This window comes from Pantoea sp. SJZ147 (assembly GCF_007828605.1).
Lineage (GTDB): Bacteria > Pseudomonadota > Gammaproteobacteria > Enterobacterales > Enterobacteriaceae > Pantoea > Pantoea allii.
In genome coordinates, this window is record NZ_VIVB01000003.1 from 158,293 (window position 1) to 181,194 (window position 22,902).

A 22,902-nucleotide genomic window follows, 5' to 3' on the forward strand; every position below is an offset into this window, starting at 1 on the left:
CCGAGACAGTATGACTGTTTCGGCGGTGCCCGCGTCCACCTGAGAGTGATGCGGGCGCCGTGCCCGCTGTATCTGCTGTCTTAACGCCCAATCCTAACTTGCCTGATAATCATAAATGCCGGGTGCCAGTACCAACTGGGCTGCAACCTCACGCGCTTTATCACTGCCTGCTAATAAATCAATTAACTTCAGCGCAAAATCCATCGCCGTGCCCGGCCCCTGGCTGGTTAACAGATTAACCCGTGGGTCCCATACGACGCGACGCTCCATCCATTTATCCTCCGGTATCCTGTCTTTCAACCCGGGAAAGCCCGTCATATTTCCTACCGGAAACAGGTTGTGCGGCACCAGTACCGTGCCGGCTGCCGCGCAGATGGCGGCAACAATGCGTCCTGACTGATGGAACTGGCGGACGGTTTCTACCAGCAGCGGGCTGTCGCGAAACGTCTCGGCTCCTTTCAGGCCACCGGGTAGCACAATGGCGTCATAGTCATTGTCCGCGACCTCAACCAGCGGCACATCGGCCAGCAACCTTACGCCGCGGGAACAGACAATTTCCCGGCTTCCGTCGCTTTCTACGCTGGCGGTGAGGGTTTTTATACCGCCGCGAACCAGGAGATCAAGCGTGGTCACCGCTTCGATTTCTTCACTGCCATGAGCCAGACAGACCAGGACTGAGGCGCTCGCGCCCATAATAAGACTCCTTGCGTTTAATCATGTCATACAGGCGCGTGTTTTCTGTCAACACTAGGCCGTGCGTGCGTGCGCGGCGCAACAGAAAACCGGTAATGTACTCAATTTCCGTTAGCCGCTGCGCGCGAATATCCTGCAACATCGATGAGGTGTTGGCCGCCGTGGTTTCAATCACATCAAAGACGTGATCCTGCAGGCTCTGACTGGCAACGGACTGGCCTTCGCGTTCCATCACCCAACTGATTTCATCGCATAACGTCGTTATTTCACCGCTGTAATGACGCAACGCGCCGTTCTGACAGTCGTGCTCCACGCTCAGGGCGTTAATCACGCAGTTAACCGCCAGTTTGCGCCAGCAGGCGGCGCGGATGTTGTCGTGCCAGGCGACGTCGGGCAGTGCGTCATGCAGGATGTCGGCAATCTCACTTCCGCCCTCGCTTTTACGGTTGCCGGGGCCAATGTGCGTGACGCCGTTGGCGACATGCTTGATCACCGTGCCGTCTCGCATAGCGGCGTGCGTGGTGATACCGCGCAGCAGCGGTTGCCGAAGCCCTTTGAGTTCTCCCAGCGTGCCCATCCCGTTGTGCAGCAGCAGGACGGGGCAGTTTTCTGACATCACGCTTTCCAGATTTTTAACGGCGGTCGACACCTGTGGCGCTTTAAGCGTCACCAACAGCAGTTGGCTCTGGGCCAGAAACAGCGGATCGTTAGCGATAAATGTCCGGTTTGACACGCGGCCTAACGGATCAATCACGTTAGCGGAACAGTAGGGCTGAGGCACGCGCAGCCATCCCTGAACATCGTGTCCGCAATGGGCAAGGGCGGTGAGCCAGACCTGACCTAGCGCACCACATCCTAATACGGTTATTTTCATGCTGCCTCCCGCTCGCGGGCTTATTATTTATGCGCTGTGACAATGAGTTAAGTATAGCGCTGCACAGCGTGATTTTATTTAGTGCCGTAAGACGCGTATTATGCATGCCAGTTTAGCCTCAGGAGAAGAAGAGATGCCATCTTTCGATATCGTTTCAGAAGTCGACATGCAGGAAGTTCGCAATGCGGTAGAGAATGCTAACCGTGAACTGGCAACGCGTTTCGATTTCCGCAACGTCACCGCCAGTTATGAACTCAATGAAAAAAATGAAACCATTAAAGTCATCAGTGAATCTGACTTTCAGGTTAAGCAACTGGTCGATATTCTGCGCGAAAAAATGCTCAAGCGCGGCATTGAAGGCGCGGCACTGGACGTGCCAGAAGAGATTGAACACAGCGGCAAGAGCTGGAGCCTGGATGCCAAAATGAAAAAAGGCATTGAAGCCGATGTGGCGAAAAAGCTGGTGAAGCTGATCAAAGACAGCAAGCTCAAAGTGCAGACGCAGATTCAGGGGGAATCCCTGCGGGTCACCGGTAAGTCACGCGACGATCTGCAGGGCGCGATGGCGCTGGTGCGCGGCGGCAATCTGGGGCAGCCGTTCCAGTTTAAAAACTTCCGCGATTAACCGTATTTATTGCGTGCAGCGCGGCGATACAGCGTGCTGCGCGCAACGCCTAACGCCTGTGCGGTTTTGCTGATATTGCCGTTAAACTGCTGCAGCGTGGCGTTTATCAGCTGATCGTCATGTTGCTGACGCGCAGGTAACGCCGGCGCTTCCTCGTTACGGTACGCTTCCGGCAGGTGCATTATCCCCACGGTCTCCCCATCTTCAGCCAGCGCCAGCAAGACTTTCATCAGGCTACGTAACTGGCGTACGTTGCCCGGCCAGCGGTAACGCGTTAATGTCGTCATGACCTCAGGTGACAGCCCAATCTGGCGCGCATCGCCGCCCAGTTCACCCCAGAGCTGTGTGATAAAGGTCGATAGCGAAGGCCAGTCACGCAGCGGCGGAATGGTTAATGAAAACTCCTGTAAGCGATAAAGAAGATCCTCACGAAATGCGCCCTGGCTGACGCGCTGGGCCAAATCCTGGTGCGTTGCGCTGATCACGGCCAGGTTCACCGGCCAGCTCTGACTGGAACCCAACGGTGCGACCTCTTTTTCCTGAAGCACCCGCAGGAGTCGGGTTTGCAGCGCCAGCGGCATATCGCCAATTTCATCCAGAAACAGGACGCCGCCATCGGCCTCACGAATTTTGCCGATATAGCCATTTTTGCTGGCCCCGGTAAACGCCCCGGGCTGATAGCCAAACAGCTCGGATTCAATCAGCGATTCTGGAATCGCGGCGCAGTTAATCGCCACAAATTTGCCCGCACGCCAGCGGCTCTGCTGATGCAACGCGCGGCTCACGTACTCTTTCCCGCTGCCGGTTTCCCCGCGAATGCACAATGCCACTCCGGCATTCAACAGGCGCACCATTTTGTCGCCCTCATTTTGCAGGGAGAAAGGAAGCGGTGGCGCAGGACGTGCGGCGACGCTGAAGCGCGTCCGGGTCGGTGCCCGCAGACGATAGTAATAAGGCTGATGGCCGGTTATTACCGGCGTCGGCAGGGCCGTGGCCTGCAGGTTACGCTGGGGAAACAACTGCTCAAAGGTCGTGATGCCAAGCTGCTCGGCGTGCAGACCCAGTTCACGCATCGCCAGGCGGTTTGCGGCAGTCAGTACGTTATCCGAAAACACCAGCAGCAACTCATCCAGGCTGTCGAGTTTGTGCACATCGGGGTGCAGGCTCATCAGCCACTGCTGCGGATGCAGGCTTTGCTTAACCCACAGGTACTCAATCTGCCGCGCGGCCTGCTTTACCCAGGCAAAGCTGTGATCGTGCGAGAAATGGGCGGGGCCGGAGATATCCAGCACGCCCGCGATGTGTCCGTTGGGCATTTGCAGCGGCATCGCGGCGCAGTAAAGGCCCTGGTTGCGGGTCAGAAAGTGTTGATTACCGTCAACTTCGCATCCATCGTCTATCGCCAGGGCTGTGCCAATGGCGTTCGTGCCCCGGCCACATTCGCTCCAGATGTTGCCGGGAGCGAGGGCAAAGCGCTGTGCCTTTTGCATCGCCTGCATATCACCAAACGTATGCAGCACCCGGCCCGCAGCGTCAGACAGAATGACCACCGACTGCATCGGTGCCACCTTCTGTGCCAGCTTGCGCATCACCGGCTGAGAAAACTGTTGCAGGTCGGTATTGCTGGCGACCAGTTCTGTCAGCTCTGTCTGGGGCAGGCGAGGAAAATCATCGGCCGAACGCTCCAGCCCGTAGAGTTGGCTGCGTAACCAGGAATCACTCAGCAGTGGGTTATTGTCGATAGCGGGCAGTGTGGCATCGGAAACCTTGTCCTGCATGAATGACCTCGTGCGTTCGAAAAAGTGTTGCGGAATTGTAGCGTCTTGGTTTTTCCAGTGTTGCGATTTGCAACACAAAGCCGGATGAAACCCCTGATTCTGCACTGAACGTTGGTTTGCCTGATGTGCAGGTTCCTGATTATTCTCTGTTTTAATGCGCTTCCCCGCTTCGGTCGGAGTTGGCACAGGCCGTGCAAGCGTCAGGTTACAGCGAGCTGTCCGTTAAAAAAACATCATGCCGCTGCCTGTCTACCCTACAGAAGGAGTTTGCAATGCGTTATGCCCATCCCGGTTCACCAGGTGCGTTAGTCACGTTCCAGTCTGCCTACGGCAACTACATTGATGGCAAATTTATTGAGCCACTGAACGGGCAATATTTCATGAATACTTCGCCCGTCAACGGCAGTGATATTGCTCACTTCCCGCGCTCCGATGCACGCGATATTGATTTGGCCCTGGATGCCGCGCATCGTGCTGCAGAAGCCTGGGGGAAAACCTCGGTACAAACCCGATCCAACCTGCTGCTTCAGGTGGCTGACCGCATTGATGCCAACCTGGAAAAGCTGGCCGTGGCGGAAAGCTGGGATAACGGCAAACCGATTCGGGAAACGCTCAATGCCGATCTGCCCCTGGCCGCCGACCATTTTCGCTACTTCGCGGGATGCCTGCGTGCGCAAGAGGGCAGCACCGGCGAGATCGATGAGAAAACCGTGGCCTATCACTTTCATGAGCCGCTGGGCGTAGTGGGACAGATTATCCCCTGGAACTTTCCCTTGCTGATGGCGGCATGGAAGCTGGCCCCTGCGCTGGCCGCCGGTAACTGTGTGGTGCTGAAGCCTGCTGAGCAAACCCCGTTGGGCATTACGCTGTTGATGGAGCTGATCGGCGATCTGTTTCCTGCCGGGGTGCTCAACGTGGTGCAGGGCTTTGGCCGTGAGGCGGGGGAAGCGTTGGCGACCAGTAAGCGTATAGCCAAAATCGCCTTTACCGGTTCAACGCCGGTGGGGCGTCATATTATGGCCTGTGCCGCAGAAAATATTATCCCCTGTACGGTAGAGTTGGGCGGGAAATCCCCCAACATCTACTTTGCCGACATTATGAACGGCGAGCCAGATTTTATTGAGAAGGCAGTAGAAGGGCTTGTGCTAGGCTTTTTTAATCAGGGCGAAGTCTGTACATGTCCTTCCCGCGCGCTCATTCATGAGTCTGTGTATGCGCCTTTCATGGAGCGGGTGATGGCTAAAGTGGCGACGATTCGGCGCGGCGATCCGCTCGACACCGACACCATGATTGGCGCGCAGGCTTCGCGTCAGCAGTTCGATAAAATTTTGTCGTATATCGAGATTGCCCGCAACGAAGGGGGCGAGATCCTGACCGGGGGTGAGCGGGCCTTGATATCGTCCGACCTGGATAACGGTTTCTATATTCAGCCTACGCTGATTAAAGGCAGCAACAACATGCGCTGCTTTCAGGAGGAAATTTTTGGCCCGGTTATCGGTGTGACTACCTTTAAAGATGAGTCAGAAGCCTTGCGCATCGCCAATGAAACGCAGTTTGGTTTAGGCGCGGGCGTCTGGACGCGGGACAGTAATTTAGCCTACCGCATGGGGCGCGCCATTAAAGCCGGGCGCGTCTGGACCAACTGTTACCACATTTATCCGGCCCACGCCGCCTTTGGCGGTTACAAGCAATCCGGTGTTGGCCGTGAAACCCATAAAATGGCGCTCAGCCAGTATCAGCAAACGAAAAATTTGCTGGTCAGCTATGACACGGCACCGCTGGGGCTGTTTTAAGTCCGTAACCTATCTGGAGCGTAAATCATGACGATGAAAATCAACACGATGATGAAAGCCGCGGTCGTGAAGGCCTTTGGTGAGCCGTTAGTCATTGAGCAGGTTCCCGTGCCACAGCCGGGCGCAGGACAGATTCTGGTGAAAATCGCGGCGACGGGCGTGTGTCACACCGATCTGCATGCGGCAGAGGGCGACTGGCCGGTGAAGCCCGTACCTCCCTTTATCCCGGGACATGAGGGCGTCGGGCAGGTGGTCGCGGTGGGTGATAACGTACATCACCTGAAGGTGGGCGATCGGGTTGGCGTGCCCTGGCTCTACTCCGCCTGCGGTCACTGCGAGCACTGTCTCGATAACTGGGAAACGCTGTGCCATAGCCAGCAAAATACCGGCTATTCGGTTAACGGCAGTTTTGCCGAATACTGCGTGGCGGACGCCAACTATGTCGGCATCATCCCCGAAAACCTCGCATTCAACGAGGTGGCACCGGTGCTCTGTGCGGGCGTGACGGTCTATAAAGGTTTAAAAATGACCGACACCAAACCCGGTGACTGGGTGGTGATTTCCGGCATCGGTGGGTTAGGGCACATGGCTATACAGTATGCCGTCGCGATGGGGCTTAACGTGGCGGCTGTCGATATCGATGACGATAAGCTGGCCTTTGCCCAACGCCTTGGTGCCAGCGTGGTGGCGAATGCCAGAAACGTCGATCCGGCCAAGGTGTTTCATGAGCACTTTGGCGGCGCGCACGGCGTGCTGGTCACGGCGGTGTCGCCTAAAGCCTTTGAGCAGGCGATCGGCACGTTACGTCGCGGGGGCACCATGGTGTTAAATGGCTTGCCGCCTGGCAAATTCGATCTGTCTATTTTCGATATGGTGCTGGACGGCATTACGGTGCGCGGTTCTATCGTCGGAACGCGTAAGGATTTACAGGAGGCGCTGGATTTTGCCAGCCGTCATAAAGTGAAAGCCAGCGTGGCGATTGAACCGCTCAGCAATATTAACGATATCTTTGCCCGGATGCATGCAGGCAAGATTGAAGGCCGTATTGTGGTGGATATGTCATTGTAAACCCGAGGCAGGATGCGATGACTACCTGATGAAAAAAGGTGCCAGCGTTAAACGCGGCACCTTAATGCATCTGGGCTGTTACCGCATATCTGACGGCAACTGAGGCAATCTTCCCCTGCCAACACAGACAGTGCAGCCCCGTTTTAACAACTGCCGATGAGTGCTTCCAGTTCAGGACGACTGGTGACTTTACTGTCTATCTTGATGTAGGCGCTTTTCTCTTCCGGCACAATCAGCACCGATGAGACGCCAGGCTGTGCTTTCAACCGCTTTTCCAGATTAGGCACAGCCAGTGCGGCATCGCTCAACACCAGACGCAGGCTGCTGACATAAGGCGGTTCCTGCATTGTCATACTGACAAACAGCCAGGCCGCGGCCACGATCGCCCCCACCATAAATACGGTTTGCGCATCGAAATGGCCAAACAGCCAACCGCCCAGGCTACCGCCGATGGCAACGCCTAAAAACTGGCTGGTGGAATAAAGCCCCATTGCGGTGCCTTTATAACCGGCAGGTGACTCCTTACTGACCAGCGAAGGCAGAATCGCCTCCATCAGGTTAAACGCCAGGAAGAACAGCTGCACGCCGACCACCAGCGTCCAGAAATGCCCCTGCGCGCCCCATAAGACAATTTCTGCGATAACCATCATGCCGACGCAGCCGACAAAAACCCGCTTCATGCGGCGTTTAACTTCTGCATAAATGATAAAGGGCACGACGCCCGCAAACGCAATCAGCATGGTGGTCAGATACACTTTCCAGTGTTCCGACGGCGGTAAGCCAGCCTGTTCAAACTGGTCGGGCAGGGCGATAAAGCTCGACATCAGCAGAATGTGCAAAAAGAAAATGCCCAGGTTCAGTTTGACCAGCCTTGGGTTGGCCAGCACTTTGCTAAAGCTGCCGCGCACCATGCCCGACTCACGATTAAGTACGTGATGAGAGGAGGAGGGCACGATCCATAAGGTAATCGCAATCCCCATTGTCGCAAGGAGCGCGATCATCCAAAACAAGGCATGTAAGCCCAGCTTGTGGGTCACTATTGGACCTAAGACCATCGCAATGGCAAAGGTGACGCCAAAGCTGATGCCGATAAACGCCATCGCTTTGGTGCGGTTCTGTTCGCGGGTCAAATCAGACAGGAGTGCCATGACGGCGGCGGCAATCGCCCCGGAACCCTGCAGTGCACGTCCCAGTATGATGCCCCAAATGGACGCCGTGCTGGCAGCAATCACGCTGCCGAGTACAAACAGCAGCAGGCCGCCCACAATCAGGGGCTTACGCCCAATGCGATCGGACAGCAGGCCAAAGGGGATCTGGAAAATCGCCTGTGCCAGGCCGTAGATGCCAATGGCCAGGCCAATTAAGGTTTCACTCGCGCCCTGGAGTGCCATGCCATAGGTGGTCAATACCGGCAGGACCATAAACATTCCCAGCATACGCAGGGAAAAGACCGTGCCGAGGCCCCACGTGGCGCGCAGCTCCACCGGAGTCATTTTGTTATCGTTCATTCCAACCTCTGTTGTTGTGCTGCGTTTATTCTAGGGAGGGAGAGCGGGCGGGTAAAACAATAGTTCTTAAGCAGTGGTAACAAAAAGAAAGGGCGCGAAAATCGCGCCCGTTTCATGCTGTTTTAGTACACATTAGCGCACGTAGGTCAGCAGGTCTTTCGAGGCTGGCGTCATAAAATCAACCGACATCATGACGCTCAGGGCCGTAATCGCCACAATCGAGAAGACGAACAGCTTACGTGCCCAAACCCGATCGTTTGAGGTTTTATAGCCTGACAGTGCCATTCCCAGCCACCACACGCTAACAGCAGACGCGACGACCAGATATTTGTAGCCCGCGTAGCCGCCCAGCGTCAGCATCAGCGTGGCAATCATAAACGCCAGGATATAGAGCGTAATGTGATTTTTTGCCACGGAAATGCCTTTTACCACCGGTAACACCGGGATGTTGGCAGCCTGGTAATCTTTAAAGCGGAAGATGGCAATCGCGTAGGAGTGCGGCATCTGCCACAGGCTAAAGATCGCCAGCAGGATTAAGGCACCGGCATCAAACTCATTGGTCACTGCACAGTAGCCAATGACCGGCGGCGCAGCGCCGGACAGGCTACCAATCAGCGTACCGTAGACGGAGTGACGCTTCATATACAGGCTGTAAATGCCAACGTATACCACGAAGCCCATCACCGCCAGCCACATGGCCAGCGGGTTAGCACCGAAATACAGCAGTGCAAAGCCAGCAATACCCAGCACAGTGGCGTAAACCAGGCTAACTTTCGCGGAGATAAGGCCTTTTACCAGCACCCGATTCCTGGTTCTCTCCATCTTGATATCAATGTCACGGTCGATCACGTTGTTAAAAACACAACCTGATGCAACAACCAGCGACACGCCAACCAGTGAGGTGAGAAACAGGGCGTAATCAATGCTGCCCTTAGAGGCCAGCAAAAATCCGCCGATCACAGAAATTAAATTCCCGAAAATAATTCCTGGCTTTGTAACTTGCAGGTATTGCTTAAACATTACACAGACTCTTTAGTGGGGCATCATGTTGTAGTTGAGGTTCCACATGATCCACAGTGAGCCAACGACAACAATCAGAATAATGATTGCTGAGAAGACAATGGCCACCATGTTCCAGCCACCTTCAGATTTGCTGTCCAGATGCAGGAAGTAAACCAGGTGAACCAGCACCTGAACTACTGCACAGACCAGCACAACACCGAGGATGGTTCCATGAGAAGCGCTACCATCCATTACCATCCAGAACGGGATTCCCGTCAGGATGATAGAGAGGATGAAGCCGATCATGTAAGACTTCACGCTACCGTGTGATGCACCATGTTCGTTAACAGAATGACTCATTACATGGCTCCCATCAGATAAACTACGGTAAACACGCAAATCCAAACCACGTCCAGGAAGTGCCAGAACAGGCTCAGACACATGATACGGGTACGGTTAGTGGCGTTCAGACCGCGTTTCGCGATCTGGAACATCAGCACGGCCATCCAGATTAAACCAGAGGTTACGTGCAGACCGTGAGTACCGACCAGCGTAAAGAAGCCAGACAGGAAACCACTGCGATCAGGACCAAAGCCTTCAACAATCAGGTGATGGAACTCATAGATTTCCATCCCGATGAAGCCAGCACCAAACAGGAAGGTCAACGCCAGCCAGCCGATAACGGTGCCTTTGTTTTCCTTGTTCATGGCGATAACCGCCATGCCGTAGGTGATGGAGCTTAATAACAGCAGGGCGGTTTCAACCAGCACGAACGGCAGTTCAAAGATATCTTTGCCTGCCGGACCACCGGCGGTGCTGTTAACCATAACTGCATAGGTCGCAAACAGCGTTGCGAAGATAATGCAGTCACTCATCAGGTAGATCCAGAAGCCAAAGACTTTATTGGCTCCTGCATCGTGATGCCCATGCTCCGCATGGGCGTCGTGGTGGTGTTTTACGGTTTCAGTTGACATTATTTCAGACCTGCTTTGCTGATTTCGTCAAAGTGCTGCTTTTCAATCTTCTCTACTTCGGCAACCGGAACGTAGTAATCCACGTCTTCGTCGAAGCTCTTCACGATCCAGGTTACGATCATGCCGAGGAAAGAAAGACCTGCCAGCCACCAGATATGCCAGATCATCGCAAAACCGAAGATGGTCGCAAACGCGGCAATAACAATCGCAGCACCGCTGTTTTTCGGCATATGAATTTCTTCATAATGAGCCGGTTGCTTGTACGCTTCGCCTTTCTCTTTCATTTCCCAGAAAGCGTCACGCTCATGCACATGCGGGATAACAGCAAAGTTATAGAACGGCGGTGGTGAAGAGGTTGCCCACTCCAGCGTACGCGCGCCCCATGGGTCACCGGTCAGATCGCGGTTCTGGTCGCGGTCACGCACAGAAACGTAGAACATAATGATCTGGCAAAGGATACCGCATGCAATCAGTGCCGCACCGCCTGCCGCTACCACCAACAGAGGGTGGAACTGCGGGTCGATGTCCTGGCTCAGACGACGTGTCATCCCCATAAAGCCCAGAACGTACAGCGGCATAAAGGCGACGAAGAAGCCGATAATCCAGAACCAGAAGGCACGCTTGCCCCAGGTTTCGTTCAGCGTAAAGCCGAACGCTTTCGGGAACCAGTAAGTCACGCCTGCCATACAACCGAATACCACACCACCAATAATCACGTTATGGAAGTGAGCAATCAGGAACAGACTGTTGTGCAGCACGAAGTCCGCACCTGGCACCGCCAGCAGAACACCGGTCATACCACCGACAGAGAAGGTGACCAGGAAGCCTACGGTCCACAACATCGCAGAGTGCATCTGAATGCGGCCCTGGTACATGGTGAACAGCCAGTTAAAGATTTTAACCCCGGTAGGAATGGCGATAATCATCGTCATAATACCGAAGAAGGCGTTTACGTTCGCACCCGCACCCATGGTGAAGAAGTGGTGCAGCCAAACGATGAACGACAACACGGTGATGGCGATAGTTGCCCATACCAGTGAGGTGTAACCAAACAGACGTTTTTTCGAGAAGGTCGCAGTGACTTCAGAGAAGACACCAAAGACCGGCAGAACAAGGATGTACACCTCTGGATGACCCCAAACCCAGATCAGGTTGACGTACATCATCATGTTACCGCCCATATCATTGGTAAAGAAATGGAAGCCGAGGTAACGATCAAGTGTCAACAGTGCCAACGTTACGGTCAGAACCGGGAACGCAGCGATGATCAGGACGTTGGTGCACAGGGAAGCCCAGGTAAATACCGGCATTTTGAACAGGTCCATGCCCGGTGCACGCATCTTCAGAATGGTCACGAAGAAGTTAATACCGGTCAGCGTGGTACCAATACCGGAGAGCTGGAGACTCCAGATCCAGTAGTCTACCCCCACGCCAGGACTGTATTCTGCCCCCGACAGCGGTGGATAGGCCAGCCAGCCAGTTTGTGCGAATTCACCGACACCCAGAGACAGGTTAACCAGGATTACACCAATCGCGGTAAACCAGAAGCTCAGGTTGTTCAGGAACGGGAAGGCAACGTCACGCGCACCAATTTGCAAAGGTACAGCAATGTTCATCAGGCCCACGACGAACGGCATCGCCACGAAGAAGATCATGATCACGCCGTGCGCGGTGAAGATCTGGTCGTAGTGATGCGGCGGCAGTATGCCTGCTTCCCCGGCCGAAGCCAGAACCTGCTGGGTACGCATCATTACCGCATCGGCAAAGCCGCGCAGCAACATGACGAACGCCATGATGATGTACATGATACCCAGTTTTTTGTGGTCGATGGAGGTGAACCATTCTGACCACAGATATTTCCACTTACCGAAATAAGTGATGGCAGCGACAAGCGCCAGACCTGCGATGATGATACCGGCAACCGTGACCATGACAATCGGCTCATGGAACGGTACCGCATCCAGTGTTAATTTTCCGAACATCGTATTATTCCTCGGCTCCCGCGGTAGCGGTGTGACTCATGTCCATGCCTTTATGCTCAGGCATGTCCATCTTCCCGTGGCTATGCATGAACTTGTTGATGACCTGCAAGAACAGTTCAGGATTAGCAGAAGAGAAATATTCCACCGGGTGATTTTCGCTTGGTACGGCTACTTTCTCGAAATCATCCATCGTTGTCAGCGTGTTAGGTGCCGCTTTAACTTTAGCAACCCACTGCTGGAACTCCGCGTCGTCTTTGGTGGCAATGGCTTTAAACTTCATACCAGAGAAACCGCGACCACTGAAGTTGGCGGAAATACCGTCGAAAGTTCCTGGCTCGTTGGCAATCAGATGCAGTTTAGTCTGCATGCCTGCCATCGCGTAGATCTGGCTACCGAGCGTAGGAATAAAGAAGGAGTTCATAACGGAATTAGAGGTGATTTTGAAGTTAACCGGTGTGTTTGCCGGGAAGGCAATCTGGTTAACTGTCGCAATACCTTGTTCTGGATAAATGAACAGCCATTTCCAGTCCAGGGCAATCACATCAATCTCAACCGGTTTCACGTCTGACGCCAGCGGTTTGCTCGGCTCCAGGGCGTGGGTTGATTTCCAGGTCAGCACACCAAGGAAAACGATGATCAGGATCGGAATGGTCCAGACCACGGCTTCCACTTTGTTAGAGTGTGACCAGTTAGGGCTGTATTTGGCATTAGTGTTCGACGCCCGATATTTCCAGGCAAACACCACGGCCATCAAGACTGCAGGTATCACGACGATCATCATCAGACCAAAAGCGGTCAGTATCAGCGAACGTTGCTCCAGCGCAATCTGTCCTTTGGGATTTAACAATGCATTATCGCAGCCACTCATTAATAAAGTGCCTGCGATTAATGACAAAATCCCCAAACTTTTATTGTATTTACTGAGTCTCATTTAACGACCTCAATGACAAAGGGCTCTATTGTCGTTTAAGTGTGCGCGCATTTTACGGGAAGGTTTATGCAGTGTAAACCAGCTTAAGGATGTGTCAGAACCATGTTGACACCTTTTGCTAAGGGTGTCACAGATGTTGTTCTCGGTGACAAATTATTAACGTGGACAAGCAGTTGGCGGCAATATAACAAAAAGAGATGGATATAGGGTTAAACAAAAGTGGTAATGGTATAACCCTGACTTTAATCACCCAATTATTTAACAATATTGCATCATTTATTCGATTAATTTTAACCTAATTAATTGCGCACCGGTTTTAAATATTCTGATCGAATGCACCCACTGACCGAAATATTTTTTTGTAAATTGACACGCAAAGACAAATTAGGCGCGCTTAACCGACTGTGCGAAATTTAACCAAAAACCCACCCTGTTAGCGAATGCCGGGAAGATCACCACGCTGATGCAGCGAGCGATAATCCAGCACCACGCCGCAGAGTACACCACAGAGTGCCAACGTCATGCCGGCTTCAAACAGCGGGACCAGTGCTGTCGACAGACAGGGTAAGCCCGCTGCATTCAGCGCCAGTGCCAGCAGCCATAAAGCCAGCAACCCGCAGCCGCTGGCGAACAGCCGGTTTGTCCAGCGGTAGCCCGCTGCGAAACGGGTACGCGGCAAAAACTGCCCGGTTGTTTGTGTGAAATCCAGCGTGCCACGGCAAAATGCTAACAGCACCAGACCCGGTAAGCCAGCCAGTACCGTAAACGCATAGAAGCTCGGCCAGCCCCACAGTTCAACTAAGAAGCCCGCCGCAGGGCCAACGTAAACCCGACCTACCGCCGACAGGGCCGACAGCAGCGCGAACTGCGTTGCCGAAAAGGACTTGTTGCACAGCGTCATCAGTAGCGCGACAAACGCAGCCGTGCCCATACCGCCACACAAGTTTTCGATAAATACTGCGCCTGCCATGCTCCACAGATGCTTGTCGGTGACTGCCAGCAGCCAGTAGCCAAAATTGGATACCGCCTGTAGCAGGCCAAAAATCATCAGCGCGCGAAACAGGCTCAGGCGCTGCATCAGCACGCCGCCATACAGCGCTCCGATGATAGTCGCCAGCAGGCCGAGCGTCTTATTAACCAACCCGACATCGCCCGGATTAAAGCCCACGCCGCGAATCAAAAAAGTGGTAGTGAGCGAGGCGGCAAACGCATCGCCGAGCTTGTAAAGGATGATCAGCGTTATCAGCAGCCAGGCATTATTACGGTTAAAAAAGTCTCGTAGGGGATCGACCACCGCCTGACGAAGCGACTGAGGCGCGGACTGTCGGTTATCCGGCTCGTTAGCGATAAAGGTTGCGACGATGCAGGGAACCAGCAACAGCGCCATCAGCCAGTAAGTTGCCCGCCAGCCCAGATAGCGATCGGCCAGCCACAGGGCGAGTCCACCCGATATCAACATGGCCAGTCGGTAGCCTAACACCGTGATAGCCGCGCCGCTTCCGCGTTGCTCAGGTGGCAAAACGTCCGTCTTCCAGGCGTCAAACACAATATCCTGAGACGCGGAACAGAACGCAATCAACACCGCCAGTGCCGCCATCAGGGTCAAATCCCGGCTGGGCTGCATAAATCCCATCGCGATGATGCTGGCGACCAGCGCTAGCTGGGTGATCAATAACCACCCTTTACGACGGCCCAGAAACGGCGGTGTGTAGCGATCCATCATCGGTGACCAGAGAAACTTAAACACGTAAGCCTGGCCCACGAGAGAAAAGAAACCGATGGTTTTGAGATCAATATTATCAACGGTCATCCACGCCTGTAAGGTCCCGCTCGTTAATGCCAGGGGCAAACCTGACGCGAATCCCAGAAGGAGCAACACAGCGGCATTTTTTTGACGGAAGACGCGGAAATAGTGATTCATACTGACCTTGAAAAGCGCCCGGCATCAAGCCGGGCGAGGGGCAAAATTAGTGAGAGTTTTGTTTAATAAATTCGTTGACGCTGGTGTCCTGCGCCATATCGGCAATCACATCGCTCAGCGTTGAGTTCACCGCATTGGTGATTTTCTGGTTACTGGCGCTGAAGGCACCTTCTACGCTGTAGGTCTGACGGTAGTTTTTAATCTGCTTGTTGCCGTTTTTCGCGGTGGCAACAATAGAGATATCTGCCTTGGTCGTAATGCTGTAACGCACGTCACCCTGGGTCACGTCGGCATACAGATTATTAACAATGATTTGCAGATCGACTGCGCCGTTGGGGCCAACCATATAGCCGCGTGCCGTCATCTGTTTTTCCAGCACTTCCTGCAGTAAGAAACGCAGGTCGCGGGACGGTGTGAGGCTGACCAGTTGTCCGTCGCGGTTCACTTTTGCCAGCGCCTGATCGCGGCGTTGGTCAGCACCGTTGATACTTACGGTGACGCCCATCAGGCTGGGATCGCGTTGCGGCAGCTGAATTTTAGGTTGAATCGTCAGTGTGTTGTTGCTGGAAGCACAGCCGGCCAGGATAAAAGCAGCCAGCAGTGGGAATAACAGTTTTTTCAACATACGCTTTCTCGTTAATGTAATGGGTTGGTGTGCAAAAACTGCGGCCATCATAGCAAAGCGGTGCAGTGAATAAAGCCCCCAGCGCGAGGTAAAGTCACGCAACGGTGTTTCGTCCGCGTTGTATTGCGTAAAACGACGAGCCGATAAGGCGCGCGCGCAGAAACCGCGGGAATGATAATATTCTGCCCGCCATCGCGTAGTGTGGCAGAAAACCGACTAATATTTAAACAGATGGGGCACCGCGCTCGCCATTGAGGGTAAAACCATGATTCGAGAACAGATAGAAGAAAAGCTGCGGCTGGCTTTTGCGCCGGCTCATCTGGAGGTCCACGATGAAAGCTACCGACACAATGTGCCTGCGGGTTCGGAAAGCCACTTTAAAGTTGTGATCGTCAGTGACAGTTTTACCAGCCAGCGTTTCCTGGCGCGTCATCGGGCGATTTACAGTGAACTCAGTGCAGAACTGGCGGGAAGCGTTCATGCCTTAGCGCTGCATACGTACACGCTTAAAGAGTGGGAAGGATTGCAGGATACGGTCCTGGCGTCACCCAACTGCCGGGGTGCCGGAACGCTAGCCTGAGTGCACCATTTTTAAACGGCCTGCGGGCCGTTTTTGGCGTTTAATTGTGGCTAAACGCGATCTGCGGCTCAAAAAAGCAGCAAACTCCCTAAAAAGTGGTGACTTAGCATCCTCGACTCATCTCAGCGATGCCGCTATAATGCTGCGTCTATTTTTCCGGAATGTCTTCGGGACGCTTCTGGTAACAGGGATCAGGTTCTCTTCACGGAAGCCGTCCCGGTTGTTAGATACGGCGCATTAACCAATGTGTGGTGTCTGAAGTTGACCGAGCACGTGATTTTTTGAGGTAACAAGATGCAAGTTTCTGTAGAAACCACTCAGGGCCTGGGCCGTCGCATTACGATTACTGTCGCTTCTGACAGCATCGAAAGCGCTGTTAAAAAAGAACTGGTGGATGTGGCGAAGAAAGTCCGTATCGATGGTTTCCGTAAAGGCAAAGTGCCAATGAACATCGTGGCACAGCGCTACGGTGCGTCTGTGCGCCAGGACGTGCTGGGCGATCTGATGACGCGTAACTTTGTTGACGCCATCATCAAAGAGAAAATCAATCCGGCTGGCGCACCTAACTACGTGCCAGGCGAATACACTGAAGGTCAGGACTTTACCTATGCGGTAGAATTCGAAGTGTATCCAGAAGTTGAGCTGAAAGGCCTGGAAAACATCGAAGTCGAGAAGCCACAGGTTCAGGTCACTGACGCTGACGTTGATACCATGCTGGAAACCCTGCGTAAGCAGCAGGCTAACTGGATTGAAACCGACGCCGCTGCGGGCGCAGAAGACCGCGCGACTGTCGATTTTACCGGTTCAGTTGACGGCGAAGAGTTTGAAGGCGGTAAAGCCTCAGATTTCGTTCTGGCAATGGGCCAGGGCCGCATGATCCCAGGTTTTGAAGAAGGTGTTGTGGGTCATAAAGCAGGTGAAACCTTCACTATCGATGTGAAATTCCCTGATGACTACCATGCTGAAAACCTGAAAGGGAAAGACGCTAAGTTCGAAATCGTGTTGAAGAAAGTTGAAACGCGCGAACTGCCAGAACTGACTGAAGACTTCATCAAACGTTTCGGCGTAGAAGATGGCTCAGTTGACGGTCTGCGTGCCGAAGTGCGTAAAAACATGGAACGCGAGCTGAAAGGCGCTATTCGTAACCGCGTGAAAACGCAGGCTATCGACGGTCTGGTTGACGCTAACCCAATCGACGTGCCTTCTGCACTGATCGACAGCGAAGTCGACGTTCTGCGTCGTCAGGCTGCACAGCGCTTCGGTGGTGATGAGAAGCAGGCGCTGGAACTGCCACGTGAACTGTTCGAAGAGCAGGCGAAACGTCGCGTTGTTGTCGGCCTGCTGCTGGGCGAAGTGATTCGTACCCACGAGCTGAAAGCTGACGAAGATCGCGTTAAAGTGCTGATCGAAGAGATGGCTTCTGCGTATGAAGATCCGCAGGAAGTGATCGAGTTCTACAGCAAAAATAACGAGCTGATGAACAACATGCGCAATGTCGCGCTGGAAGAGCAGGCTGTTGAAGCCGTGCTGGCAAAAGCCAAAGTCTCTGAGAAAGAAACTAACTTCCAGGAACTGATGAATCAGACCGCTCAGGCCTAATCGTCCGTTTAACCGGTTGTGCTGAAGCCCGCGCCTGAAAAGTCGCGGGCTTTTTTCTGTATCAGGCTCGCTGTCTGCCGGTTTGCCGCTATTTGGTTATTTTTTGGGCAAATTGTTCACGCATCGCTTTTTCCGGGTTAGCGATTGATGAAAAGGTTGTTATGCTTGAAACAACTGAGCAGCATCCCAAGATACAGGGAGTATGCAAAAAACAGTTCGGCTGACTGATTAACCGTCCTTGAGTTGTCGGTAAGAGGCAGAGCATAGTTTTTGACGCTCGTCTTACGTAAAATCGGTACAGAATGTTGCCAATGAAATTTATCCAGGAGACGGTAATGTCATACAGTGGCGATCGTGAGTTTACTGCACCGCACAATGCGTTGGTGCCAATGGTGGTCGAGCAAACCTCGCGCGGCGAGCGTTCATACGACATCTATTCCCGTCTGCTTAAAGAGCGCGTAATCTTCCTTACCGGCCAGGTAGAAGATCACATGGCGAACCTGATTGTGGCCCAGATGCTGTTTCTGGAAGCAGAGAATCCGGAAAAAGATATTTACCTTTATATCAACTCGCCGGGTGGCGTGATTACGGCAGGGATGTCAATTTATGACACCATGAAGTTTATCAAGCCGGACGTCAGTACAATTTGTATGGGCCAGGCCTGTTCAATGGGGGCTTTCCTGTTGACGGCCGGGACTAAGGGCAAGCGTTTTTGTCTGCCAAACTCACGCGTAATGATTCACCAACCGCTGGGTGGCTATCAGGGACAGGCGAGTGACATTGAAATCCATGCGCGCGAAATCCTGAAAGTGAAGCAGCGCATGAATGAACTCATGGCGGAGCACACCGGCAAGTCACTGGAAGAAATTGAGCGTGATACCGAGCGTGACCGTTTCCTCTCCGCCAGCGAAGCGGTAGAGTATGGATTGGTCGATTCAATCCTGACCCATCGCCAATAAGCCCTAACTTCGCCTTGTCTCTGGTCTATAGTTAACAGGACAGGGTTATAATGGGTTGAATGAACATCGGCCGTGTACCCACGGCCAGTGCTGTACCCCTGGTACGGCCTGAGAACAGGAAGAGGTTAACTGATGACAGATAAGCGCAAAGACGGTTCAGGAAAGTTGCTGTACTGCTCTTTTTGCGGCAAAAGCCAGCATGAAGTGCGTAAGCTGATTGCCGGGCCGTCAGTGTATATCTGCGATGAGTGCGTTGATCTGTGTAACGACATTATTCGCGAAGAGATTAAAGAGGTTGCCCCGCATCGCGAACGTAGTGCACTGCCTACGCCGCATGAGATTCGCCATCACCTCGACGATTACGTTATTGGTCAGGAAAGGGCCAAGAAAGTCCTGGCCGTAGCGGTGTATAACCACTACAAACGTCTGCGCAACGGGGATACCAGCAACGGAATCGAACTGGGCAAAAGTAATATCCTGCTCATCGGTCCTACAGGTAGCGGTAAAACGCTGCTGGCTGAAACCCTTGCCCGTTTACTGGATGTGCCTTTCACCATGGCGGATGCCACCACGTTAACCGAAGCCGGTTATGTGGGTGAAGACGTTGAAAACATCATCCAGAAACTGCTGCAAAAATGTGACTACGATGTGCAGAAAGCACAGCGTGGTATTGTCTACATCGATGAAATCGACAAAATTTCACGTAAGTCAGACAATCCTTCTATCACCCGTGATGTGTCGGGCGAAGGGGTACAGCAGGCGTTACTGAAGTTGATTGAAGGGACAGTGGCTGCGGTTCCTCCGCAGGGCGGCCGTAAACATCCGCAGCAGGAGTTTTTGCAGGTCGATACCTCGAAGATTCTGTTTATCTGTGGTGGTGCGTTTGCCGGGCTCGACAAGGTGATTTCCCAGCGTGTTGAAACCGGTTCGGGCATCGGATTTGGTGCAACGGTAAAAGGCAAATCGCAAAAAGCAACGGAAGGCGAGCTGCTGGCGCAGTGTGAGCCGGAAGATTTGATCAAATTTGGTCTGATCCCCGAGTTCATTGGTCGTCTGCCTGTCGTCGCAACGCTCAATGAACTGAGTGAAGAGGCGCTGATTCAGATCCTGCGTGAGCCAAAAAATGCACTGACCAAGCAGTATCAGGCGCTGTTTAACCTGGAAGGCGTGGATCTGGAATTCCGTGATGAAGCCCTGACGGCGATTGCGAAAAAGGCGATGTCACGTAAAACCGGTGCGCGTGGTCTGCGTTCGATAGTGGAAGGTGCGCTACTGGAAACGATGTACGATCTGCCCTCTATGGACGACGTCGAGAAAGTGGTGATTGATGAGTCAGTTATTGAAGGTCAGTCCGAACCTATGCTGATTTATGGCAAGCATGAAGCTCAGGCTTCTGGCGAATAAATAAACAAATCGTCCACATTGTGCCATCTAAAAAGGGGAAAATCTTTCCCCTTTTGCATTTCTCACCGTTGTGACATTGAATGTCTGACAATCATCCCCATATACTCAGACACCTGTGGGTTTGACCGCATACCTGCCTGATGCGGTACCCATCACCTGGCGGACACTAAACTAAGAGAGAGCTCTATGAATCCTGAGCGTTCTGAACGCATTGAAATCCCCGTCTTGCCTTTGCGCGACGTGGTAGTTTATCCGCACATGGTAATTCCGTTGTTTGTTGGCCGGGAAAAATCAATTCGGTGCCTCGAAGCCGCAATGGATCATGATAAAAAGATCATGCTGGTCGCACAGAAAGAGGCTTCAACGGATGAACCTGGCATAAACGATCTTTTTTCAGTGGGTACAATTGCCTCCGTCCTGCAGATGTTAAAACTGCCAGACGGGACGGTGAAAGTGCTGGTTGAAGGCTTGCAGCGTGCCAACATCACTACGCTTGCTGACAACGGCGACCACTTTGTGGCCCAGGCTGAATATCTGGTCTCACCAGAGATCGAAGAGCGCGAGCAGGAAGTGCTGGTGCGCACGGCGATCAATCAGTTTGAAGGCTACATCAAACTGAATAAAAAGATCCCACCTGAGGTCTTAACCTCACTGAATAATATTGACGATGCGGCACGCCTGGCGGATACGGTTGCGGCGCATATGCCATTGAAACTCGCAGATAAACAGTCAGTGCTGGAGATGTCAGACGTGAACGAACGTCTGGAATATTTGATGGCGATGATGGAATCTGAAATCGATCTGCTGCAGGTTGAAAAACGCATTCGCAACCGCGTTAAAAAGCAGATGGAAAAGAGCCAGCGTGAGTACTATCTGAATGAGCAGATGAAGGCCATTCAGAAAGAGTTGGGCGAGATGGATGATACGCCTGATGAGTACGAAGCATTAAAACGCAAAATCGATGCGGCCAAAATGCCGCAGGAAGCGCGTGAAAAAGCGGAAGCTGAACTGCAGAAACTGAAAATGATGTCACCGATGTCTGCGGAAGCGACGGTGGTGCGTGGCTATATCGACTGGATGGTGCAGGTTCCATGGAACGCGCGCAGCAAAGTGAAGAAAGATCTGCGCAAGGCTCAGGAAACCCTGGACATTGACCACTACGGTCTGGAACGCGTTAAAGACCGCATCCTTGAATATCTTGCGGTGCAAAGTCGCGTCAGCAAAATCAAAGGACCTATCCTTTGTCTGGTGGGGCCGCCGGGCGTCGGTAAAACCTCGCTGGGTCAGTCCATTGCGAAAGCCACCGGGCGTAAGTACGTTCGTATGGCATTGGGTGGCGTCCGTGACGAAGCGGAAATCCGTGGTCATCGCCGTACCTATATCGGTTCAATGCCGGGCAAGTTGATTCAGAAAATGGCGAAAGTGGGCGTGAAAAACCCCCTGTTCCTGTTAGATGAAATTGACAAAATGTCATCAGACATGCGCGGTGATCCGGCATCAGCCCTGCTGGAAGTGCTGGACCCGGAGCAGAACATCGCGTTTAACGATCACTATCTGGAAGTGGATTACGATCTCTCCGATGTGATGTTTGTGGCGACCTCTAACTCCATGAACATCCCGGCACCGCTGCTGGACCGTATGGAAGTGATCCGTCTGTCGGGTTATACCGAAGATGAGAAGCTCAACATTGCGAAACAGCATTTGCTGCCTAAGCAGATTGAGCGCAACGCATTGAAAGCGTCAGAGATCAGCGTCGATGACAGCGCGATCGTCGGTATCATTCGTTACTATACGCGTGAAGCCGGTGTGCGTAGCCTGGAACGTGAACTGTCCAAGTTGTGCCGTAAAGCAGTGAAAACGCTGCTGATGGATAAAACCAAAAAGCACATCACCATTAATGGTGAAAACCTGAAGGATTTCCTTGGGGTTCAGCGTTTTGACTATGGCCGCGCCGACAGCGAAAACCGTGTTGGTCAGGTTACCGGTCTGGCCTGGACGGAAGTTGGCGGTGATTTGCTGACTATCGAAACCGCCTGTGTGCCTGGTAAAGGGAAACTGACCTATACCGGATCGCTGGGTGAAGTGATGCAGGAATCCATTCAGGCAGCCTTGACCGTGGTACGCGCACGTGCAGAAAAACTGGGTATCAACGGCGATTTCTATGAAAAACGTGATATCCATGTGCACGTACCGGAAGGGGCAACGCCAAAAGATGGTCCAAGTGCCGGTATTGCGATGTGTACTGCACTGGTGTCCTGTCTGACCGGTAACCCGGTGCGCTCTGATGTGGCGATGACGGGTGAGATCACCTTACGTGGTCAGGTGTTACCTATCGGCGGGCTGAAAGAGAAGCTGCTGGCAGCACACCGTGGTGGCATCAAAGTGGTTCTGATCCCGGATGAGAACAAACGCGATCTGGAAGAAATTCCACAGAACGTGATTGCCGATCTGGAAATTCATCCGGTCAAGCGCATTGAAGAAGTGCTGAATCTGGCACTGGAAAATGCGCCTTACGGCATGCAGGTTGCTACCGCAAAATAGTGATTAATGGCATAAACCGTTAAAAAGCAGAGCTGGCAACACCAA

General features: G+C 53.1%; 19 protein-coding genes. 8 read left to right on the top strand and 11 right to left on the bottom strand.

Translation table 11 applies throughout. The features are described from left to right. Positions 1-93 precede the first annotated feature (93 nt). Together yajL and panE are read right to left on the bottom strand one after the other, a co-directional pair. Positions 94-693, bottom strand: coding sequence for a protein deglycase YajL (yajL, locus tag FBY13_RS06015; RefSeq protein ID WP_145393733.1), 600 nt, complete (start codon positions 691-693; stop codon positions 94-96). Beyond that, positions 647-1,567 carry a 2-dehydropantoate 2-reductase gene (gene panE / locus FBY13_RS06020; protein WP_145393734.1) on the bottom strand — a complete coding sequence of 307 codons (921 nt, stop codon included), beginning with the start codon at positions 1,565-1,567 and terminating at the stop codon, positions 647-649. The genes yajL and panE overlap by 47 nt, the downstream gene beginning before the upstream one ends. A 133-nt stretch (positions 1,568-1,700) precedes the next feature. Here panE and FBY13_RS06025 point away from each other — a divergent pair, with 133 nt between their 5' ends. Further along, entirely contained in the window at positions 1,701-2,192 is a 492-nt protein-coding gene (locus tag FBY13_RS06025) for a YajQ family cyclic di-GMP-binding protein (protein WP_063878638.1), read from the top strand. Here FBY13_RS06025 and FBY13_RS06030 read toward each other — a convergent pair. Continuing rightward, on the bottom strand, positions 2,189-3,970 hold the full coding sequence (locus FBY13_RS06030; RefSeq protein ID WP_145393735.1) for a sigma-54-dependent Fis family transcriptional regulator: 1,782 nt from the start codon (positions 3,968-3,970) through the stop codon (positions 2,189-2,191). The genes FBY13_RS06025 and FBY13_RS06030 overlap by 4 nt on opposite strands. Positions 3,971-4,242: 272 nt before the next feature. Between FBY13_RS06030 and FBY13_RS06035 the strand changes: the two genes are divergently transcribed. Further along, positions 4,243-5,763: an aldehyde dehydrogenase family protein gene (locus tag FBY13_RS06035; protein WP_145393736.1), complete on the top strand. Its 1,521-nt coding sequence runs from the start codon at positions 4,243-4,245 to the stop codon at positions 5,761-5,763. Between the two features lie 27 nt (positions 5,764-5,790). Continuing rightward, positions 5,791-6,831, top strand: a complete 1,041-nt coding sequence (gene adhP, locus FBY13_RS06040; RefSeq protein ID WP_063878640.1) for an alcohol dehydrogenase AdhP — start codon at positions 5,791-5,793, stop codon at positions 6,829-6,831. 143 nt (positions 6,832-6,974) lie between these two features. Here adhP and FBY13_RS06045 read toward each other — a convergent pair whose 3' ends face one another. The 8 genes from FBY13_RS06045 to FBY13_RS06080 all read right to left on the bottom strand — a co-directional run bounded on the left by FBY13_RS06045 (position 6,975) and on the right by FBY13_RS06080 (position 15,774). Beyond that, positions 6,975-8,339, bottom strand: a complete 1,365-nt coding sequence (locus tag FBY13_RS06045; protein WP_063878641.1) for an MFS transporter — start codon at positions 8,337-8,339, stop codon at positions 6,975-6,977. 132 nt (positions 8,340-8,471) lie between these two features. Continuing rightward, positions 8,472-9,359, bottom strand: coding sequence for a heme o synthase (gene cyoE, locus FBY13_RS06050; RefSeq protein ID WP_096011998.1), 888 nt, complete (start codon positions 9,357-9,359; stop codon positions 8,472-8,474). Between the two features lie 12 nt (positions 9,360-9,371). Next, entirely contained in the window at positions 9,372-9,701 is a 330-nt protein-coding gene (locus tag FBY13_RS06055; protein WP_013024878.1) for a cytochrome o ubiquinol oxidase subunit IV, read from the bottom strand. Further along, positions 9,701-10,315 carry a cytochrome o ubiquinol oxidase subunit III gene (locus FBY13_RS06060; RefSeq protein WP_063878643.1) on the bottom strand — a complete coding sequence of 205 codons (615 nt, stop codon included), beginning with the start codon at positions 10,313-10,315 and terminating at the stop codon, positions 9,701-9,703. Before FBY13_RS06060 ends, FBY13_RS06055 begins: the two co-directional genes overlap by 1 nt. Then, positions 10,315-12,297: a cytochrome o ubiquinol oxidase subunit I gene (gene cyoB, locus FBY13_RS06065; protein WP_063878644.1), complete on the bottom strand. Its 1,983-nt coding sequence runs from the start codon at positions 12,295-12,297 to the stop codon at positions 10,315-10,317. The genes FBY13_RS06060 and cyoB overlap by 1 nt, the downstream gene beginning before the upstream one ends. Before the next feature lie 4 nt (positions 12,298-12,301). Next, the gene (cyoA, locus tag FBY13_RS06070; RefSeq protein WP_063878645.1) at positions 12,302-13,228 is read right to left on the bottom strand and encodes a cytochrome o ubiquinol oxidase subunit II; all 927 of its coding nucleotides are present in this window, start codon (positions 13,226-13,228) and stop codon (positions 12,302-12,304) included. 433 nt (positions 13,229-13,661) lie between these two features. Further along, the gene (gene ampG / locus FBY13_RS06075) at positions 13,662-15,149 is read right to left on the bottom strand and encodes a muropeptide MFS transporter AmpG (protein WP_145393737.1); all 1,488 of its coding nucleotides are present in this window, start codon (positions 15,147-15,149) and stop codon (positions 13,662-13,664) included. A 46-nt stretch (positions 15,150-15,195) separates the two neighbouring features. Beyond that, positions 15,196-15,774, bottom strand: coding sequence for a lipoprotein (locus FBY13_RS06080; RefSeq protein ID WP_063878647.1), 579 nt, complete (start codon positions 15,772-15,774; stop codon positions 15,196-15,198). Between the two features lie 265 nt (positions 15,775-16,039). On the opposite strand from FBY13_RS06080, the gene bolA reads away from it, so the two are divergent. The 5 genes from bolA to lon all read left to right on the top strand — a co-directional run bounded on the left by bolA (position 16,040) and on the right by lon (position 22,857). Next, positions 16,040-16,354, top strand: a complete 315-nt coding sequence (bolA, locus tag FBY13_RS06085) for a transcriptional regulator BolA (RefSeq protein WP_145393738.1) — start codon at positions 16,040-16,042, stop codon at positions 16,352-16,354. A 294-nt stretch (positions 16,355-16,648) separates the two neighbouring features. Next, entirely contained in the window at positions 16,649-17,953 is a 1,305-nt protein-coding gene (gene tig / locus FBY13_RS06095) for a trigger factor (RefSeq protein ID WP_063878649.1), read from the top strand. A 335-nt stretch (positions 17,954-18,288) separates the two neighbouring features. Next, complete coding sequence (clpP, locus tag FBY13_RS06100) at positions 18,289-18,912, top strand: ATP-dependent Clp endopeptidase proteolytic subunit ClpP (RefSeq protein WP_096011996.1); 624 nt, start codon at positions 18,289-18,291, stop codon at positions 18,910-18,912. A gap of 132 nt (positions 18,913-19,044) precedes the next feature. Further along, on the top strand, positions 19,045-20,316 hold the full coding sequence (gene clpX / locus FBY13_RS06105) for an ATP-dependent protease ATP-binding subunit ClpX (protein ID WP_063878651.1): 1,272 nt from the start codon (positions 19,045-19,047) through the stop codon (positions 20,314-20,316). A gap of 186 nt (positions 20,317-20,502) precedes the next feature. Beyond that, positions 20,503-22,857: an endopeptidase La gene (gene lon, locus FBY13_RS06110; protein ID WP_063878652.1), complete on the top strand. Its 2,355-nt coding sequence runs from the start codon at positions 20,503-20,505 to the stop codon at positions 22,855-22,857. Positions 22,858-22,902 lie beyond the last annotated feature (45 nt).

Bases quoted from the DNA above. Each gene is read 5' to 3' on its own strand.
- ampG (WP_145393737.1), bottom strand. From the start codon at position 15,149: ATGAATCACTATTTCCGCGTCTTCCGTCAAAAAAATGCCGCTGTGTTG.
- FBY13_RS06035 (WP_145393736.1), top strand. From the start codon at position 4,243: ATGCGTTATGCCCATCCCGGTTCACCAGGTGCGTTAGTCACGTTCCAG.
- clpP (WP_096011996.1), top strand. From the start codon at position 18,289: ATGTCATACAGTGGCGATCGTGAGTTTACTGCACCGCACAATGCGTTG.
- panE (WP_145393734.1), bottom strand. From the start codon at position 1,567: ATGAAAATAACCGTATTAGGATGTGGTGCGCTAGGTCAGGTCTGGCTC.
- FBY13_RS06055 (WP_013024878.1), bottom strand. From the start codon at position 9,701: ATGAGTCATTCTGTTAACGAACATGGTGCATCACACGGTAGCGTGAAG.
- cyoE (WP_096011998.1), bottom strand. From the start codon at position 9,359: ATGTTTAAGCAATACCTGCAAGTTACAAAGCCAGGAATTATTTTCGGG.
- lon (WP_063878652.1), top strand. From the start codon at position 20,503: ATGAATCCTGAGCGTTCTGAACGCATTGAAATCCCCGTCTTGCCTTTG.
- cyoB (WP_063878644.1), bottom strand. From the start codon at position 12,297: ATGTTCGGAAAATTAACACTGGATGCGGTACCGTTCCATGAGCCGATT.
- adhP (WP_063878640.1), top strand. From the start codon at position 5,791: ATGACGATGAAAATCAACACGATGATGAAAGCCGCGGTCGTGAAGGCC.
- FBY13_RS06030 (WP_145393735.1), bottom strand. From the start codon at position 3,970: ATGCAGGACAAGGTTTCCGATGCCACACTGCCCGCTATCGACAATAAC.
- FBY13_RS06025 (WP_063878638.1), top strand. From the start codon at position 1,701: ATGCCATCTTTCGATATCGTTTCAGAAGTCGACATGCAGGAAGTTCGC.
- yajL (WP_145393733.1), bottom strand. From the start codon at position 693: ATGGGCGCGAGCGCCTCAGTCCTGGTCTGTCTGGCTCATGGCAGTGAA.
- bolA (WP_145393738.1), top strand. From the start codon at position 16,040: ATGATTCGAGAACAGATAGAAGAAAAGCTGCGGCTGGCTTTTGCGCCG.
- FBY13_RS06080 (WP_063878647.1), bottom strand. From the start codon at position 15,774: ATGTTGAAAAAACTGTTATTCCCACTGCTGGCTGCTTTTATCCTGGCC.
- FBY13_RS06045 (WP_063878641.1), bottom strand. From the start codon at position 8,339: ATGAACGATAACAAAATGACTCCGGTGGAGCTGCGCGCCACGTGGGGC.
- FBY13_RS06060 (WP_063878643.1), bottom strand. From the start codon at position 10,315: ATGTCAACTGAAACCGTAAAACACCACCACGACGCCCATGCGGAGCAT.
- tig (WP_063878649.1), top strand. From the start codon at position 16,649: ATGCAAGTTTCTGTAGAAACCACTCAGGGCCTGGGCCGTCGCATTACG.
- clpX (WP_063878651.1), top strand. From the start codon at position 19,045: ATGACAGATAAGCGCAAAGACGGTTCAGGAAAGTTGCTGTACTGCTCT.
- cyoA (WP_063878645.1), bottom strand. From the start codon at position 13,228: ATGAGACTCAGTAAATACAATAAAAGTTTGGGGATTTTGTCATTAATC.